Below are 13140 nucleotides of genomic sequence, written 5' to 3' on the forward strand. Positions count from 1 at the left end.
CCGGCGCTACCGTTTCACAGATTGGCGGTGCAGTTGCGGGCAGGTGCCTCAGCCCGCATCCACTGCCAACGCGCCCAGCGCACTGGCCTTGATCCGCTCCTTGGCCTTTTCACAGGCGCCACCGCAATCCAGGCGCGAGGCCTCCAGCTGCGGCGGCAGGTGCTCGGCCAGGAAGTCGATGAACACGCGCACTGCCGGCAGCAGGCCGCGACGCGAGGCGAACACGGCATGGCACACGCCCTGCGGCAGCGACCAGTCCGGCAGCACCACTTCCAGTTCGCCGTTACGCACCGCGTCGGCGCACACGGTCTCCGGCAGCATGGTGATGCCGAAACCGTCCTTCACCATGCTCTGCAGCAGCGGGAAGTCGAAACCGGCCACGCGCGGCTGCAAGTCGACCCGGCGCACTTCGCCTTCCGGGCCATGCAGTTCCCAGCGCTGGCGTGCTTCGTCTTCGCTGATGCTGAGGGTGACGTGCTGGGTCAGCTCTTCCGGGTCCTTGGGGCGGCCGGCGCGATCCAGGTACTTGGGGCTGGCCACCAGCAGTTCCTGCACCTGGCCGAAGCTGCGCATCACCAGGCTGCCGTCGTCATCCAGGCGCGAACGCACGCGCAGGGCCACGTCGTAGCCTTCGTTGATGATGTCCACGCGGCGGTTGCTGATGTTCAGCTGCAGCCGCACCTTCGGGTACTGCTCAAGGAACTTGGGCAGCAGCTTGGGCAGCTGCATCTGCGCCAGTGACACCGGCACGCTGGCGCGCACCACGCCGCGCGGCTCCGCGCTGAGGCGGTCCACCACCTCGCGGGCGGCCTGGGCCTCGGCCAGCATCGTCTGCGCATGGCGATGCACGCTGGTGCCGACATCGGTGACCGCGAAACGGCGCGTGGAGCGCTGCAGCAGGCGTACGCCCAGGTCGGTTTCCAGCTGGCTGATGCGGCGGCTCAGGCGCGACTTGGGAATACCCAGTGCGCGCTCGGCGGCGGCGAATCCGCCGTGGTCGACCACCATCGCGAAGTAGTACAGGTCATTCAGGTCATGCATACCCGAGTTCCATATCTAGAACAATACGTGGCATTCAACCACCTTTATTCCGCCATTGCAACAACCTATCGTTCTCTCTGTCGGCGGGGCCACCCCGCCCCTTCCTCCCAGAACATAGGTGACTGCCATGAAGCTTCTGCATCTCGACGCCAGCGTGCTTGGCGACAACTCCGTCTCGCGCCAGCTGTCGGCCGCCGTGGTCGCCCGCCTCGCCAGCCAGATCGACGGCCTGCAGGTCGATTATCGCGATCTTGACGCCAATCCGGTACCGCATCTGCGCAGCAGCTCGCTGGCCAGGACCGACGCCGCTGAAGCGACCGATGCTGAACAGGTGATGCAGCAGTTCCTGGAGGCCGACATCGTTGTGATCGGCGCGCCGATGTACAACTTCAGCATCCCGTCCACCCTGAAGGCCTGGATCGATCGCGTGGCCGTGGCCGGCCGCACCTTCAAGTGCACCGAGAACGGCCCGGTGGGCCTGGCCGGTGGCAAGCGGGTGATCATCGCCAGCAGCCGCGGCGGCATCTACACCGACTCGCCGGCCGACTTCCAGGAGCCGTTCCTGCGCCAGGTGTTCGCCTTCATGGGCATCAACGAGGTCGAATTCGTGCGCGCCGAAGGCATCGCCTATTCGCCGCAGCACCGTGAAAACGCCATTGCCGGTGCGCTGGCGGCGCTGCCGTCGCACGAAGCGGCCGAACCCGTCGCCGCATAACGCGTCCCAGCGTTCGGCGCCCCTCTCTCCTCGTCTGGGCGCTGAACGCGGGCCGGGATCCCCTCCCCCATCCCGGCCCACCCTGGCGGCCCTGCTTTGCGGGGCCGTTTTTTTGTGGGCGCGTTAGGCTGGGGCCATGGACTACACCGTGACGGCTGCGCACCGCAGCGAATTTCCGCACCCGATCACCCTGCGCCGTGGCCAGGCGCTGGTGGTGGGCGAACGTTATGAAGGCCCGGAGGGCTGGGAAGACTGGTTCCTGTGCCAAGCCGAAGGGCAGCAGCCCGGTTTCGTGCCGGCGCCGGTGATCGGTCGCAATGCGCAGGGTGACGCCTATGCCACGGAGGATTACTGCGCGCGGGAGTTGGATGTGGATCCGGGGCAGCTGCTGCGAGGAATGCGCACGCTCAATGGATGGGCCTGGTGCGTGCCGGAGACCGGCGAACCGGGATGGGTGCCGCTGGAGAAGCTGAGGGCAGCAGAAACCCGGTAGCGCCCGAGCCTATGCTCGGGCGGCGGCGCGAAGCGCCGATAATCAATGCGGCCCGCGAGGGGCAGGAGCAGCCGAGCATAGGCTCGGCTCTACATGGATCTGTAGCGCCCGAGCCTAAGCTTCGGGCGGCGGCGCGAATCGCCGGCTGTCAGGCGATGGTTTCCAGGCCACCCATGTACGGGCGCAGGGCCTCCGGCACGGTGATGCTGCCATCGGCGTTCTGGTAGTTCTCCATCACCGCGATCATCGCGCGGCCGACGGCCACGCCCGAGCCATTCAGCGTGTGCGCCAGCTCCGGCTTGCCGGTGGCCGGGTTGCGCCAGCGCGCCTGCATGCGGCGGGCCTGGAAATCACCACAGTTCGAGCACGAGGAAATCTCGCGGTAGGTTTCCTGCGACGGCAGCCAGACTTCCAGGTCGTAGGTCTTGATGGCCGAGAAGCCCATGTCGCCGGTGCACAGCAGCACCTTGCGGTACGGCAGGCCCAGCTTTTCCAGCACCACTTCAGCGCAGCGGGTCATGCGCTGGTGTTCGGCATCGCTCTCTTCCGGGCGACAGATCGAGACCAGCTCGACCTTCTCGAACTGGTGCTGGCGGATCATGCCGCGCACGTCGCGCCCGCCGCTGCCGGCCTCGGCACGGAAGCACATCGAGTGGGCGGTCATGCGCAACGGCAGGCGCTCGGCATCGACGATCTCGTCGCGCACGATGTTGGTCAGCGGCACTTCCGAGGTCGGGATCAGGTAGCGCGTGGAATCGCCCACGGCGGTCTTGAACAGGTCGTCCTCGAACTTCGGCAGCTGGCTGGTGCCGCGCAGCGAATCGGCGTTGACCAGCAGCGGCACGTTGGTTTCCTCATAACCGTGCTCGCCGGTATGCAGGTCGACCATGAACTGGGCCAGCGCACGGTGCAGGCGCGCGATCGGGCCGCGCAGCACGGTGAAGCGCGAGCCGGACAGCTTGGCCGCAGTCTCGCCGTCCAGCCAGCCGTTGCGGGCGCCCAGTTCGACGTGGTCGAGCACCTTGAAATCGAACTGGCGCGGGGTTCCCCAGCGCGCCTGCTCGACGTTGTCGCTCTCATCGGCACCGGCCGGCACGTCATCGGCCGGCAGGTTCGGAATGCCCATCGAGATCGCTTCGATCTTCTCGCGCAGTTCGTCCAGCGCCACTTCCGAGGCCTTCAACTCGTCGGCGAAGGCAGCAACCTCGGCCATGATGGCCGAAACGTCCTCGCCCTTGGCCTTGGCCTGGCCGATGGCCTTGGAACGGCTGTTGCGCAGGCTCTGCAGTTCCTGGGTCCGTACCTGGATGCGCTTGCGATCAGCCTCCAGGGCCTCCAGGGCAGACACGTCGAGCTCGAAGCCGCGGCTGGTGCGCAGGCGTTCAGCGAGGTCGGCGGGCTGGTGGCGGAGCAGGGCTGGATCAAGCATGGCAGGTGTCGTGGTGGGTATCAGGAACGGGATTATCGCTTGTTATACGGATTTCTGCCGCCCGGTTCATTCCCGCCGTGGCAGAATCGAGCCATTCCGTACTGGTCCGGTCCATGTCTGCACCCCGCTCGTCGTCCGCCAAGTCCTTCACTGTGCATATCCCGCGCAACGCCCTGAAGATCGCCGGCATCGCCTTCGGCGTGGGCGTACTGCTGTTCGTGCTGGTCTGGCTGACCGGCCGCGACAAGGAGTTCTTCCGCGCCGACCCGGCCGCGCAGACCCCGCAGGAAACCGCCCAGGTCGAGCCCCTCCCGGAACCGTTGGCCGCTGCGGCCGGTTCCAGCGACATGCCCGATGCCAAGCCGGCCCCGGTCGAGGAAGAAGCGCCGAAGCTGGTCGAAACCGCCCCGCCACCACCCGCCCCGATCGCCGAGCCGGCCCCGGCCAACCCGGGCGCTGCGCCGGCCACGACCGGCAACAGCCAACCGATGCCGATTGCCGGTCAGTCGCCGCCGCCGTCGTACCCCGCCGCCGCCCTGCGCGCCGGCGAAACCGGCACCGTGGTGGTACGCGTGGATGTAGACGCCACCGGCTATCCGAACAACGCCACGGTGATCCAGCGCAGCGGTTCACGCGACCTCGACCGTGCCGCGACCGACGCCGTGCGCCGTTGGCGATTCACTCCGGCCCAGAGCAACGGCCAGGCCGTGCCTGGCAGCATTGAAGTGCCGTTCGACTTCAAGACGCAGTAACTGAACGCTCCCCAGCAGGCAAGCTGAACCCTGCCGGTGATGTTGACGCAACGCTGACACTTTCCGTCTGTGGCTCGGGCAACACTGCCCATGTCGTCCATTGACGGAAGGAGTTTGCGATGGCTGTTACCACCCACGAAGACCTTCATTCGCCGCGGTTGCAGCGGGACTCAAGCGTACAGCACAAGAACGCGTCGCCCTGGATGTGGATCGCACTGATCGTGGCGATGTTTGCTGCCGCCCTGCTCTGGCTGCGTCATTCCAGCCAGGAAGAGGTGGCACCTGCGCCGGTCGGCGAGCGCATGCTGCCGGCCCCCGAGCAGGCGGCGGTGACGGACGCAGCGACGCCTGCCGCGCGCCAGGCAACCCCGGCTACTGCTTCGCGGAAGGCCGCGCCGGTAGTGCGCAATCGTGAAGCCCGCCCGCTGGCCAGCAACCGCATGCCCACCTACCCCGCCGCCGCGCTGCGTAGCGGCGTGCAGGGCAGCGTGATCGCCAGCCTGAATGTGGATACCCGCGGCAATGTCGCCAACGCTGCGATCGTCTCGCGCAGCGGCGAGCGCAGTCGTGATCTGGATCGTGCGGTGCTCAGCACCGTGCAGAACTGGAAGTTCCAACCCGCGGTGCAGGATGGCCGCGCAGTAGCCAGCGTGGTGCGGGTCCCGGTGGATTTCCGTACCGAGCAGCGTTGATCGCGGACGAGGGGTTCGTGATGTTTAGACGGAGGCTTCGGCCTCCGTCCTTTTATGCGGAAAGCGTGTCAACCAAGGTTGGCACCTACCGGGAGATGTGAGCGTGCCAACCAAGATTGGCACCTGCCGGGCAATGCGATCCGCCGGGCATGGCCCGGTGCTCGCGATGCCGATCAGGCCAGGTTGAACCCGGCGCTGCGGGCCAGACCATCGAAGTCCGGGAAGGACGTGGCGACGTTGGCGATATCGTTGATCCGCACTTCGCCATCGCTGATCTGGCCGGCAATGGCGAATGCCATGGCGATGCGGTGGTCACCGTGGCTTTCGATGGTGCCGCTGCCCAGGCGCACACCGCCGTGCAGGGTGGCGCCGTCTTCGGTTTCGTCCACCTGCATGCCCAGCGCGCGCAGGCCTGTGGCCATCGCAGCAAGGCGGTCGGATTCCTTCACCCGCAGCTCGGCCGCACCGCTCACCACGGTCTGGCCTTCTGCGGCGGCGGCGGCCACGAACAGCGCCGGGAACTCGTCGATCATGTCCGGCACCAACGCTTCCGGAATGCGCGCGCCCTTGAGCGGGGCGTAGCGCACCACCAGATCTGCCACCGGTTCACCGCCCTGCTCGGCAGGATTCTCTTCGGTGATGTCCGCCCCCATCAGGCGCAGCGCGTGCAGCAGGCCGGTGCGGCGCGGGTTCAGGCCGACCTGCTTCAGGCGCAGCTCGGAGCCGGGAATGATGCTGGCCGCCACCAGGTAGAACGCGGCCGAAGAGAAGTCGGCCGGTACCACGATGTCGGTGGCGCGCAGGCGCTGGCCGCCACGCAGGCGGGCCTTGCCGGGCGAGAATTCGATGTCCACGCCGAACGCCGACAGCATGCGTTCGGTGTAGTCGCGGGTCGGGTGCGGTTCGACAACGCTGGTTTCGCCCTGTGCGTACAGGCCTGCCAGCAACACCGCCGACTTGATCTGCGCGCTGGCCACCGGCGAGGCGAAGTCGATGCCATGCAGCGTCTGGCCGCCATGCACGTGCAGCGGCGGCGTGCCGTCATCCTGGGTGTCGATCTTCGCGCCCATCTGCGACAGCGGGCCGGTGACGCGGCGCATCGGTCGGCCCGACAGCGACTCATCGCCGATCAGCGTGCAGTCGAACGCTTGGCCCGCCAGCAACCCGGCCAGCAGGCGCATGCCGGTGCCGGCATTGCCGCAGTCCAGCGGTGCATCCGGCGCTTTCAGGCCGTCGATGCCGACGCCGTGCACGATGCGCTGCGACGGGCTGGGCGTTTCGATACGCACCCCCAGCTGGCTGAAGATGCGCGCGGTCGCGCGGGTGTCCTCGCCTTCCAGGAAGCCCTCGATATGCGAGGTGCCATCGGCCAGCGCGGCGAACATCACCGAGCGATGCGAGACCGACTTGTCGCCGGGAATGGTCAGGCTGCCCTGCAGGGGCTGGCCCTTGCGGGCGATCCAGTGTTGCGCGTTGCTCATCGTTCGATCATTCCGTAAACGCCGGCAGCCCGCCGGCGATGCATCAGGGGGTGGCGGCCGGGGCCGCCCCAGCAGCACTCAGGGCACGGCCACAGGATAGGAGCCCAGCACCTTGATCTGCGCCGAGTGCGCTTCAAGTTCGGCCAGCGCCGCCTGCATCGGCGCGTCGTCGATGTGGCCGGCCAGGTCGATGAAGAAGCCGTACTCCCACTTGCCGTGGTGCGACGGCCGCGACTCGATGCGGTTCATGCTGATGCCGTGGCGGGCGAACGGGCTGAGCACGTCGAACAGCGCACCGGGCTTGTCATGGATGAACACCAGCACCGAGGTGCGGTCGTGGCCGGAGGTCGGGAAGATGTTGCGGCCCACCACCAGGAAGCGGGTGGTGTTGTCGGCATCGTTCTGGATCGGCTTGGTGACCACCTTCTTCAGGCCGTACACGTGGCCGGCACTCTCGCCGCCGATGGCCGCCGCGTCGTCGGCGTTGCGCGCACGGCGCGCACCCTCGGCGTTGCTCGAAACCGGAATCTTCTCGGCCTTCGGCAGGTTGGCGCGCAGCCACGCCGAGGTCTGCATGAACGACTGCGGATGTGCGTAGATGCGCTCGATGTCCTCGATGCGGCCGCTGCGCGACATCAGGTACTGCTGCACGCGCAGTTCCACTTCGCCGCAGATCTTCAGGTTGGAGGTCAGGAACATGTCCAGGGTGATCTGGATGGTGCCCTGCCCCGAGTTCTCCACCGGCACCACGCCGAAATCGGCGTTGCCCGCTTCCACTTCCTGGAACACTTCCTCGATGCTGGCCATCGGCAGGCCCAGCGCCGAGCGGCCGAAGTGCTTGAGCACGGCCTGCTGGCTGAAGGTGCCTTCCGGGCCGAGGTAACCGATCTTCAGCGGCTCCTGCTGGGCCAGGCAGGCCGACATGATCTCGCGGTAGACGTGCACCAGCAGCTCATCGCTGAGCGGGCCTTCGTTGCGATCCACCACCATGCGCAGCACCTGCGCTTCGCGCTCGGGGCGGTAGTAGTCGACGGCGGCGGCGAGCTTGCCCTTGGCCTTGCCGACCTGATGGGCGAAGCGCGCGCGCTCGGCGATCAGGCTCTGGATGTCGCGGTCGATCTGGTCGATCTTCGAGCGCACATCGGCCAGCGCCAGCGGCGCCAGGGTGGGTGCCGGGTTCGAGGCGGCCTTGGCCTTGCCCTTCGCCTTGGCGGGCGCGCTGTCCTTGGCCGGTTCGGCCTTCTTCGGCGCCTTCTTGCTGGATTTGCTGCTTGCCATCGGAATTCCTTGTTGCGGGGCCCGCACCCGACGGTGCGCGCCGTTCATTGCTCAGCCGTGACGCTGCTGGAAATCGGCCATGAAGGCGACCAGCGCCTCGGCCCCGGCCAGCGGCATGGCGTTGTACAGCGAGGCACGGATGCCACCGACGACCTTGTGGCCCTTCAGCGCCAGCAGGCCGGCCGCCTTGGCCTCGGCCACGAAGCGGGCATCGAGATCGGCGTTGGGCAGGAAGAACGGGATGTTCATCCGCGAACGGGCCGCATGTGCAACTTCATTGCGGTAGAAGCCGCCGGAGCCGTCGATGGCTCTGTACACCAGCGCGGCCTTGGCGGCATTGCGCTTGGCGAATTCGGCCACGCCGCCTTCGGCCAGCATCCACTTGAACACCAGCCCGGCCAGGTACCAGTTCCAGGTCGGCGGGGTGTTGAGCATCGAATCGCGGGCGACGTGCGAGCGGTAATCGAAGATGTCCGCACGTGGCTGGCCACTGCGCTCGAGCAGGTCGCGACGGACGATCATCACCGCGATGCCGACCGGGCCAAGGTTCTTCTGCGCGCCGGCGTAGATCACGCCATAGCGGCGCACGTCCAGCGGTTCGCTGGCGATGGACGAGCTGAAGTCGGCGATCAGCGGAACGTTGCCGGTATCGGGAGCATCACGGAACTCGACGCCGTGGATGGTCTCGTTGGCGGTGATGTGCACGTAGGCGGCACCGGGCGACAGCTGCCAGTCGGCACGCGCCGGCAGCGTGCGGTAGCCGTTGGCCTCGCTGCTGGCGGCGATGTTGACGTCGACGTAGACACCGGCCTGCTTGACCGCGGTCTTGCCCCAGTGGCCACTGACCACGTAGTCGGCACGCTGGCCCGGGGCGGCGAAATTGAGCGGGATCAGCGCCTGCTGGGTGGTGGCGCCACCGGACAGGAACAGCACCGCATAGTCGTCGGGGATGTCGAGCAGGCGCCGCAGGTCGGCCTCGGCCTCGGCGGCCACGGACATGAATTCCGCGCCGCGATGGCTCATTTCCACGATCGAAGCACCGGACCCGTGCCAGTCCAGCATTTCCGCCTGCGCCTGGCGCAGGACCGATTCCGGCAAGGTTGCAGGGCCGGCACTGAAGTTGAACGCGCGCGTCATGTCACACCTGTGGGGCAAGACCCCTAGTATGCCGCAGTGCACCAGCCTTGCGGCCTTGTGGCGCAAGGGAAATTTGGTTTCATTGGAATCCATTGGCCGCCCGCATGGCGCCGGTAGTCGCCGACCTTGGTCGGCGTACGCCGTCAGCAGTCATTCCCGCCGAAGGAGCGTGCCGACCAAGGTCGGCACCTACCGGAAGCGGGTGGACACACGCCACGTGGGTAGCGTCGGGCCATGCCCGGCGGATACGGGGTCAGCGCGCGCCGAACCAGAGCAGCAGGCTGAGCAGCGCGGCCAGCAGCAGCGCACTGACCAGCAGCCACGGCCAGCGCCGGACCTTGCGCGGCACGGCCGGCAGCACCGGCGCCTGCTCGGCGTCCTGGCTGGACTCGTCTTCATCCGGCAGCGGGCGCCGGCGCGGGTCATGCGGCACTTCCAGCACAAACCGGTGCTGGCCATCAAACACCACCTGGTCGCCGGCCTGCAGCCAGCAATGGCGCACGGCCACGCCATTGACGCAGGTGCCGTCGGCACTGCCCAGATCGCGCAGCAGCACGCGATCACCATGCACTTCCACGCGGGCGTGTCGTTCGGCGAAGGCCGGATCGTCAATAGCGATGTCAGCGTCGCCGCCGCGGCCGATCAGGCGGGCCCGCGACAGGGTGAAGCTGCGGCCGTGGTGCAGGCCGCCAACTCCGCGCAACAGCCGCTGCTGCTCGTCGCTGCCTTCCTCGTTCTTCGGCGCAGGCGCCTGCAGCAGGCTCTCGACTTCACCTTGCAGGACCATCTCCACGCCGTCCACATACACCGCATCGCCCGCACGCAGCAGCGCCATGCGCCGCACCGGTCGACCGTTCACATGAATGCCGCGGATCCCGTTGCCGACCTGCAGCCACAGGCCGCGATCATCCAGGCAGAACTGCGCCAGCAACAGGGCACCATGGCCGGCATCGCCGAGCCGCACACTGCCGTTGGCCTGGCGCACGATGCGTTGCACCCCGGGCCGCAGCGGCTGGTCGGGCTGTTGTTGTTGGCTGAAGTGAACAAGCAGGTTCTGCACGCGGCGCAGCCTAGCAGGTTGGTCGCCAACGAAGAAGAACCCAGGATGAGTGCTTGGCGCGGAGGCCCTCGATGCGCACAATGCTCGCCCTCATTGATCATCCCCGCCCTGCGCCAGGAGCCTGCATGTCCACCATCGATGTCCGCCACGCCCACGGCCTGCCCGACGCGCAGGCGCGCGCCGCGATCGAGCAGGTCGCCGCCAAGCTGTCCGAGCGCTTCGGCCTGAAGTCGTCGTGGACCGCCGATGTACTGAACTTCTCCGGCAGCGGCGTGGACGGCGCGATCGAACTGCAGCCAGGCGCCGTGCGCGTGACGGCCAAGCTGGGCTTCCTGCTGTCGGCGATGAAGGGCATGGTCGAAGGCGAGATACAGCGCGTTCTGAAGGAAAAGCTGGGCTGAACCCCGGCCGCGGCCATCACGGCCGTGCAACGCCACGGCGCGCTACTCTCGGGGCAGGCCCAACTCCCACGGGAACTGCGATGAACCACTATGAGAACGACGACCGCCGCAACGACGACGCCTCTTTCGGTGACCAGGCCGAGCGCTTTTCGCGCAAGCTGAGTGACTCGGCGCAGCAGGTGTGGCTGGCCGGTCTTGGCGCTCTCGGCCGTGCACAGGCCGAAGGCAGCCGCTTCTTTGACGGCCTGGTGAAGGAAGGCGAAGCCTGGGAAGCCCGCCGCCGTGAGCGCAGCAGCGAACAGGGCCCGGGCTGGCGTGATAACGTCGAGAGCTCGCTGGACGAAGCCCGCGAGAAGGCCTCGGGCACCTGGAACAAGGTCGAGAAGGCCTTTGATGACCAGGTGCAGGGCGTGCTCAAGCGGTTGCATGTACCCACCGCCGACGAAGTGACGGCGCTCGAAGCCCGCATCGATGCCCTGCACGCGCGCCTGGCCAAGCTGGAAAACCGCGCCGCGTCCGGCACCGACGCCCCTGCTCCGGGCAGCCATCAGTCGCCAGGCGGCCTGCCCTGACCGGCTCATTGTTGCAATGCAATAAACTTTGATTGACAATCGCGAGCAACCCGCCAATCGCTTCGGCTGCCGTTTGTTCCCTCCCCTCACGGCTTCAGGATTGGCGGGTTTTTCGTGCCTGCTGTATTCCGAACTGGGCGTTCCATCACGCTTCCTGTCAGGAACCTCCTGACCCGGCCAGGTACCGCGACCTTTACACTGTCGTTCTCCGCTTTCGCCCCTTCCGCCCTACTCCTGCATGCTCCCCTGGATCCTGGCCCTGCTGTCGGCCCTGCTTACCTGTTCCCTGGCTGTTGTCTATCTGTGGTGGATCAAGCGGCGGCAGAAGGAGATGCAACTCGGCCTGCAAGCCCTGGCCGGCATGCACTGGCGCGAGTTCTCGGTACTGGTCAAGCGCATGCTGCGCGAACAGCGCGGCCTGCGTGAACTGAATGACCCGGCGGAGGAATCCCGCGAGCCGAGCAGCGACTTCCTGCTCAGCGACGGCCCCAACCAGTGGCTGGTGTCCTGCAAGCATGGCCTTGCCTACCGTATCGGCACCGCCGCGGTGAACGAGCTGGGGGCTGCTGCGCGCCTGGCCGGCGCCAAGGGCGGCGTGCTGCTGACCGAAGGCCGGATGGAACGCGACGGGCGCAGCGCTGCCGAGAAGCAGGCGGTAGAAGTACTGGACGGTCCGCGCCTGTGGCCGTTGCTGCAGCCCTACCTGCCGGCAGAAATCGAAACCCGTGTGCGCGCCAGCGCCCGCCATGAAGCACTGCGCCGGATCGCCATTGCCGCGCTCGGCGCGGTCACGCTGGGCCTGCTGGTGGGATTGAGCCTGCAAGGCTTGCATGTGCAGGACACCCCGCCTGTTGCCGAGGTGGCGGACACCCCCGCGCCGGTTGCGCCTGTGGTTGAAGCGGCGCCCGAACCGGCGCCGGCCCCCGCCACCACGCCGCCGGCCGCTGCGCCTGCACCGGCCACGCCCTCAGCCGACGCGCGCAGCAACCCCAACCCGGATGCCGCCACGCTGGAGCGTTTCCAGGCCGATCTGTCCCGCGCCTTGGCCGGCAAGCCCGGTATCGCCAGCGGGGTCTGGCTGACCCGGCAGACGCTGGCGATCAACCGCACCGGCGAGCTGGACGCGGTGTGGCCGCAGGTCTGCGAGGAAGTGCTGCACTACCCCGCCCTGCGCAACGTGCGCATCCAGCTCAATGCCCGCCCCGGTGTGGATGAGCCGGTGCGCTGGCGCCAATGCGCCACGTATTGATGGGGCAGCATCCACGCATGGCGTGGATCTACCAGGGATTCACACGCGTCGGATAATCCCAACCGGGATTCAGTAGATCCACGCCATGCGTGGATACACCTCTAGCGCGCCCCAGGCGCGAAGCGCGCAACCAGGTCCCAGGCGTCGCCGAGGAACACCTGGCGCACGCGGGTGATCGGCTGTTCGCCACGCCAGGTCAGGCGTTCGATCACCAGGCAGGCGGTACCGGGCTTCACGTCCAGCAGCCTGGCGGTGGCGGTATCTGCCCCCCAGGCACTGATGCGGTGCTGGGCGCGGGTCCACGACACGTTCTGCAGCAGCCAGCTGCCCGGCGCGGTGGTACTGAAATCGACGTCCAGCACCTCGGGCACGCCGATGGGGCTGATCAGGCGATGCTCCAGCGCCAGCGGGCGGCCATCAGCCAGGTGCAGGCAACGCATCGCCAACAGCATTTCGCTGCCGGCCAGTTCCACTTCGCCGGCATTGCCCACTTCAGCCAGGCGCATCTCGCGCTGCAACAGCGTGTAGCCGTACTGATGCCCGCGCGAACCGACCTCCATCGCAATGTCCGGAATTTCCAGCGCCACCTGCTCCAGGTGTGGCGGCTGTCGCGCCACGAACGAACCCGCACGACGGCGACGTTCGATCATGCCGCTCTCGGCCAGCGCGGTCAGCACCTTGTTCACCGTCATCCGCGAGCAGCCGTACTGCTCCATCAGCTCGTGTTCGTATGGAATGCGGAAGCCCGGCGCCCATTCTCCGCTGAGGATGCGGCTTTCCAGATCGCTGCGGATACGCTGGTTGAGCGTGGCGGACTTGCTGGCCTTCACGTAATGGGGT

Annotated in this window: 14 protein-coding genes; 7 read left to right on the forward strand and 7 right to left on the reverse strand. The window is 67.4% G+C overall.

The window, feature by feature from the left end; genetic code table 11:
- Positions 1–48 precede the first annotated feature (48 nt).
- Complete coding sequence (locus G370_RS0109125; protein ID WP_005410175.1) at positions 49–1041, reverse strand: LysR family transcriptional regulator; 993 nt, start codon at positions 1039–1041, stop codon at positions 49–51.
- A 127-nt stretch (positions 1042–1168) separates the two neighbouring features.
- Here G370_RS0109125 and G370_RS0109130 point away from each other — a divergent pair, with 127 nt between their 5' ends.
- Positions 1169–1756 carry an FMN-dependent NADH-azoreductase gene (locus G370_RS0109130; protein WP_019660320.1) on the forward strand — a complete coding sequence of 196 codons (588 nt, stop codon included), beginning with the start codon at positions 1169–1171 and terminating at the stop codon, positions 1754–1756.
- 136 nt (positions 1757–1892) lie between these two features.
- The gene (locus G370_RS0109135; RefSeq protein ID WP_019660321.1) at positions 1893–2249 is read left to right on the forward strand and encodes an SH3 domain-containing protein; all 357 of its coding nucleotides are present in this window, start codon (positions 1893–1895) and stop codon (positions 2247–2249) included.
- Between the two features lie 148 nt (positions 2250–2397).
- On the opposite strand, the gene serS is transcribed toward G370_RS0109135, so the two are convergent.
- Entirely contained in the window at positions 2398–3678 is a 1281-nt protein-coding gene (gene serS / locus G370_RS0109140) for a serine--tRNA ligase (protein WP_019660322.1), read from the reverse strand.
- Between the two features lie 113 nt (positions 3679–3791).
- Between serS and G370_RS0109145 the strand changes: the two genes are divergently transcribed.
- On the forward strand, positions 3792–4430 hold the full coding sequence (locus G370_RS0109145) for an energy transducer TonB (RefSeq protein ID WP_026347061.1): 639 nt from the start codon (positions 3792–3794) through the stop codon (positions 4428–4430).
- Positions 4431–4549: 119 nt separating this feature from the next.
- Positions 4550–5122, forward strand: a complete 573-nt coding sequence (locus tag G370_RS0109150; RefSeq protein ID WP_019660324.1) for an energy transducer TonB — start codon at positions 4550–4552, stop codon at positions 5120–5122.
- Positions 5123–5295: 173 nt separating this feature from the next.
- Here G370_RS0109150 and aroA read toward each other — a convergent pair whose 3' ends face one another.
- The 4 genes from aroA to G370_RS0109170 all read right to left on the reverse strand — a co-directional run bounded on the left by aroA (position 5296) and on the right by G370_RS0109170 (position 10078).
- Complete coding sequence (gene aroA / locus G370_RS0109155; protein WP_019660325.1) at positions 5296–6603, reverse strand: 3-phosphoshikimate 1-carboxyvinyltransferase; 1308 nt, start codon at positions 6601–6603, stop codon at positions 5296–5298.
- Between the two features lie 78 nt (positions 6604–6681).
- Positions 6682–7881 (reverse strand): prephenate dehydratase, encoded by a 1200-nt coding sequence (pheA, locus tag G370_RS0109160; protein WP_019660326.1) that lies wholly within the window; start codon positions 7879–7881, stop codon positions 6682–6684.
- A 51-nt stretch (positions 7882–7932) separates the two neighbouring features.
- Complete coding sequence (serC, locus tag G370_RS0109165) at positions 7933–9018, reverse strand: 3-phosphoserine/phosphohydroxythreonine transaminase (RefSeq protein ID WP_019660327.1); 1086 nt, start codon at positions 9016–9018, stop codon at positions 7933–7935.
- A gap of 253 nt (positions 9019–9271) precedes the next feature.
- Positions 9272–10078 carry an FHA domain-containing protein gene (locus G370_RS0109170; RefSeq protein ID WP_019660328.1) on the reverse strand — a complete coding sequence of 269 codons (807 nt, stop codon included), beginning with the start codon at positions 10076–10078 and terminating at the stop codon, positions 9272–9274.
- A 125-nt stretch (positions 10079–10203) separates the two neighbouring features.
- Between G370_RS0109170 and G370_RS0109175 the strand changes: the two genes are divergently transcribed.
- From G370_RS0109175 to G370_RS0109185, 3 genes are all read left to right on the forward strand, one after another.
- Positions 10204–10479, forward strand: a complete 276-nt coding sequence (locus G370_RS0109175; protein ID WP_019660329.1) for a polyhydroxyalkanoic acid system family protein — start codon at positions 10204–10206, stop codon at positions 10477–10479.
- A gap of 80 nt (positions 10480–10559) precedes the next feature.
- Positions 10560–11051 carry a phasin family protein gene (locus G370_RS0109180; protein WP_019660330.1) on the forward strand — a complete coding sequence of 164 codons (492 nt, stop codon included), beginning with the start codon at positions 10560–10562 and terminating at the stop codon, positions 11049–11051.
- A 238-nt stretch (positions 11052–11289) separates the two neighbouring features.
- The gene (locus tag G370_RS0109185; protein WP_019660331.1) at positions 11290–12300 is read left to right on the forward strand and encodes a restriction endonuclease; all 1011 of its coding nucleotides are present in this window, start codon (positions 11290–11292) and stop codon (positions 12298–12300) included.
- A 101-nt stretch (positions 12301–12401) separates the two neighbouring features.
- Here G370_RS0109185 and hutC read toward each other — a convergent pair whose 3' ends face one another.
- The gene (gene hutC, locus G370_RS0109190) at positions 12402–13130 is read right to left on the reverse strand and encodes a histidine utilization transcriptional repressor HutC (RefSeq protein WP_019660332.1); all 729 of its coding nucleotides are present in this window, start codon (positions 13128–13130) and stop codon (positions 12402–12404) included.
- Positions 13131–13140: the final 10 nt, after the last annotated feature.

This window comes from Stenotrophomonas hibiscicola ATCC 19867, from assembly GCF_000382065.1.
Taxonomy (GTDB): Bacteria; Pseudomonadota; Gammaproteobacteria; order Xanthomonadales; family Xanthomonadaceae; genus Stenotrophomonas; species Stenotrophomonas hibiscicola.

What these genes read in the sequence shown, in the direction of transcription:
- G370_RS0109125 (WP_005410175.1), bottom strand. Translation starts at nt 1,041, where the DNA reads ATGCATGACCTGAATGACCTGTACTACTTCGCGATGGTGGTCGACCAC.
- G370_RS0109145 (WP_026347061.1), top strand. Translation starts at nt 3,792, where the DNA reads ATGTCTGCACCCCGCTCGTCGTCCGCCAAGTCCTTCACTGTGCATATC.
- aroA (WP_019660325.1), bottom strand. Translation starts at nt 6,603, where the DNA reads ATGAGCAACGCGCAACACTGGATCGCCCGCAAGGGCCAGCCCCTGCAG.
- G370_RS0109135 (WP_019660321.1), top strand. Translation starts at nt 1,893, where the DNA reads ATGGACTACACCGTGACGGCTGCGCACCGCAGCGAATTTCCGCACCCG.
- serC (WP_019660327.1), bottom strand. Translation starts at nt 9,018, where the DNA reads ATGACGCGCGCGTTCAACTTCAGTGCCGGCCCTGCAACCTTGCCGGAA.
- G370_RS0109130 (WP_019660320.1), top strand. Translation starts at nt 1,169, where the DNA reads ATGAAGCTTCTGCATCTCGACGCCAGCGTGCTTGGCGACAACTCCGTC.
- G370_RS0109180 (WP_019660330.1), top strand. Translation starts at nt 10,560, where the DNA reads ATGAACCACTATGAGAACGACGACCGCCGCAACGACGACGCCTCTTTC.
- G370_RS0109185 (WP_019660331.1), top strand. Translation starts at nt 11,290, where the DNA reads ATGCTCCCCTGGATCCTGGCCCTGCTGTCGGCCCTGCTTACCTGTTCC.
- serS (WP_019660322.1), bottom strand. Translation starts at nt 3,678, where the DNA reads ATGCTTGATCCAGCCCTGCTCCGCCACCAGCCCGCCGACCTCGCTGAA.
- G370_RS0109175 (WP_019660329.1), top strand. Translation starts at nt 10,204, where the DNA reads ATGTCCACCATCGATGTCCGCCACGCCCACGGCCTGCCCGACGCGCAG.
- G370_RS0109150 (WP_019660324.1), top strand. Translation starts at nt 4,550, where the DNA reads ATGGCTGTTACCACCCACGAAGACCTTCATTCGCCGCGGTTGCAGCGG.
- pheA (WP_019660326.1), bottom strand. Translation starts at nt 7,881, where the DNA reads ATGGCAAGCAGCAAATCCAGCAAGAAGGCGCCGAAGAAGGCCGAACCG.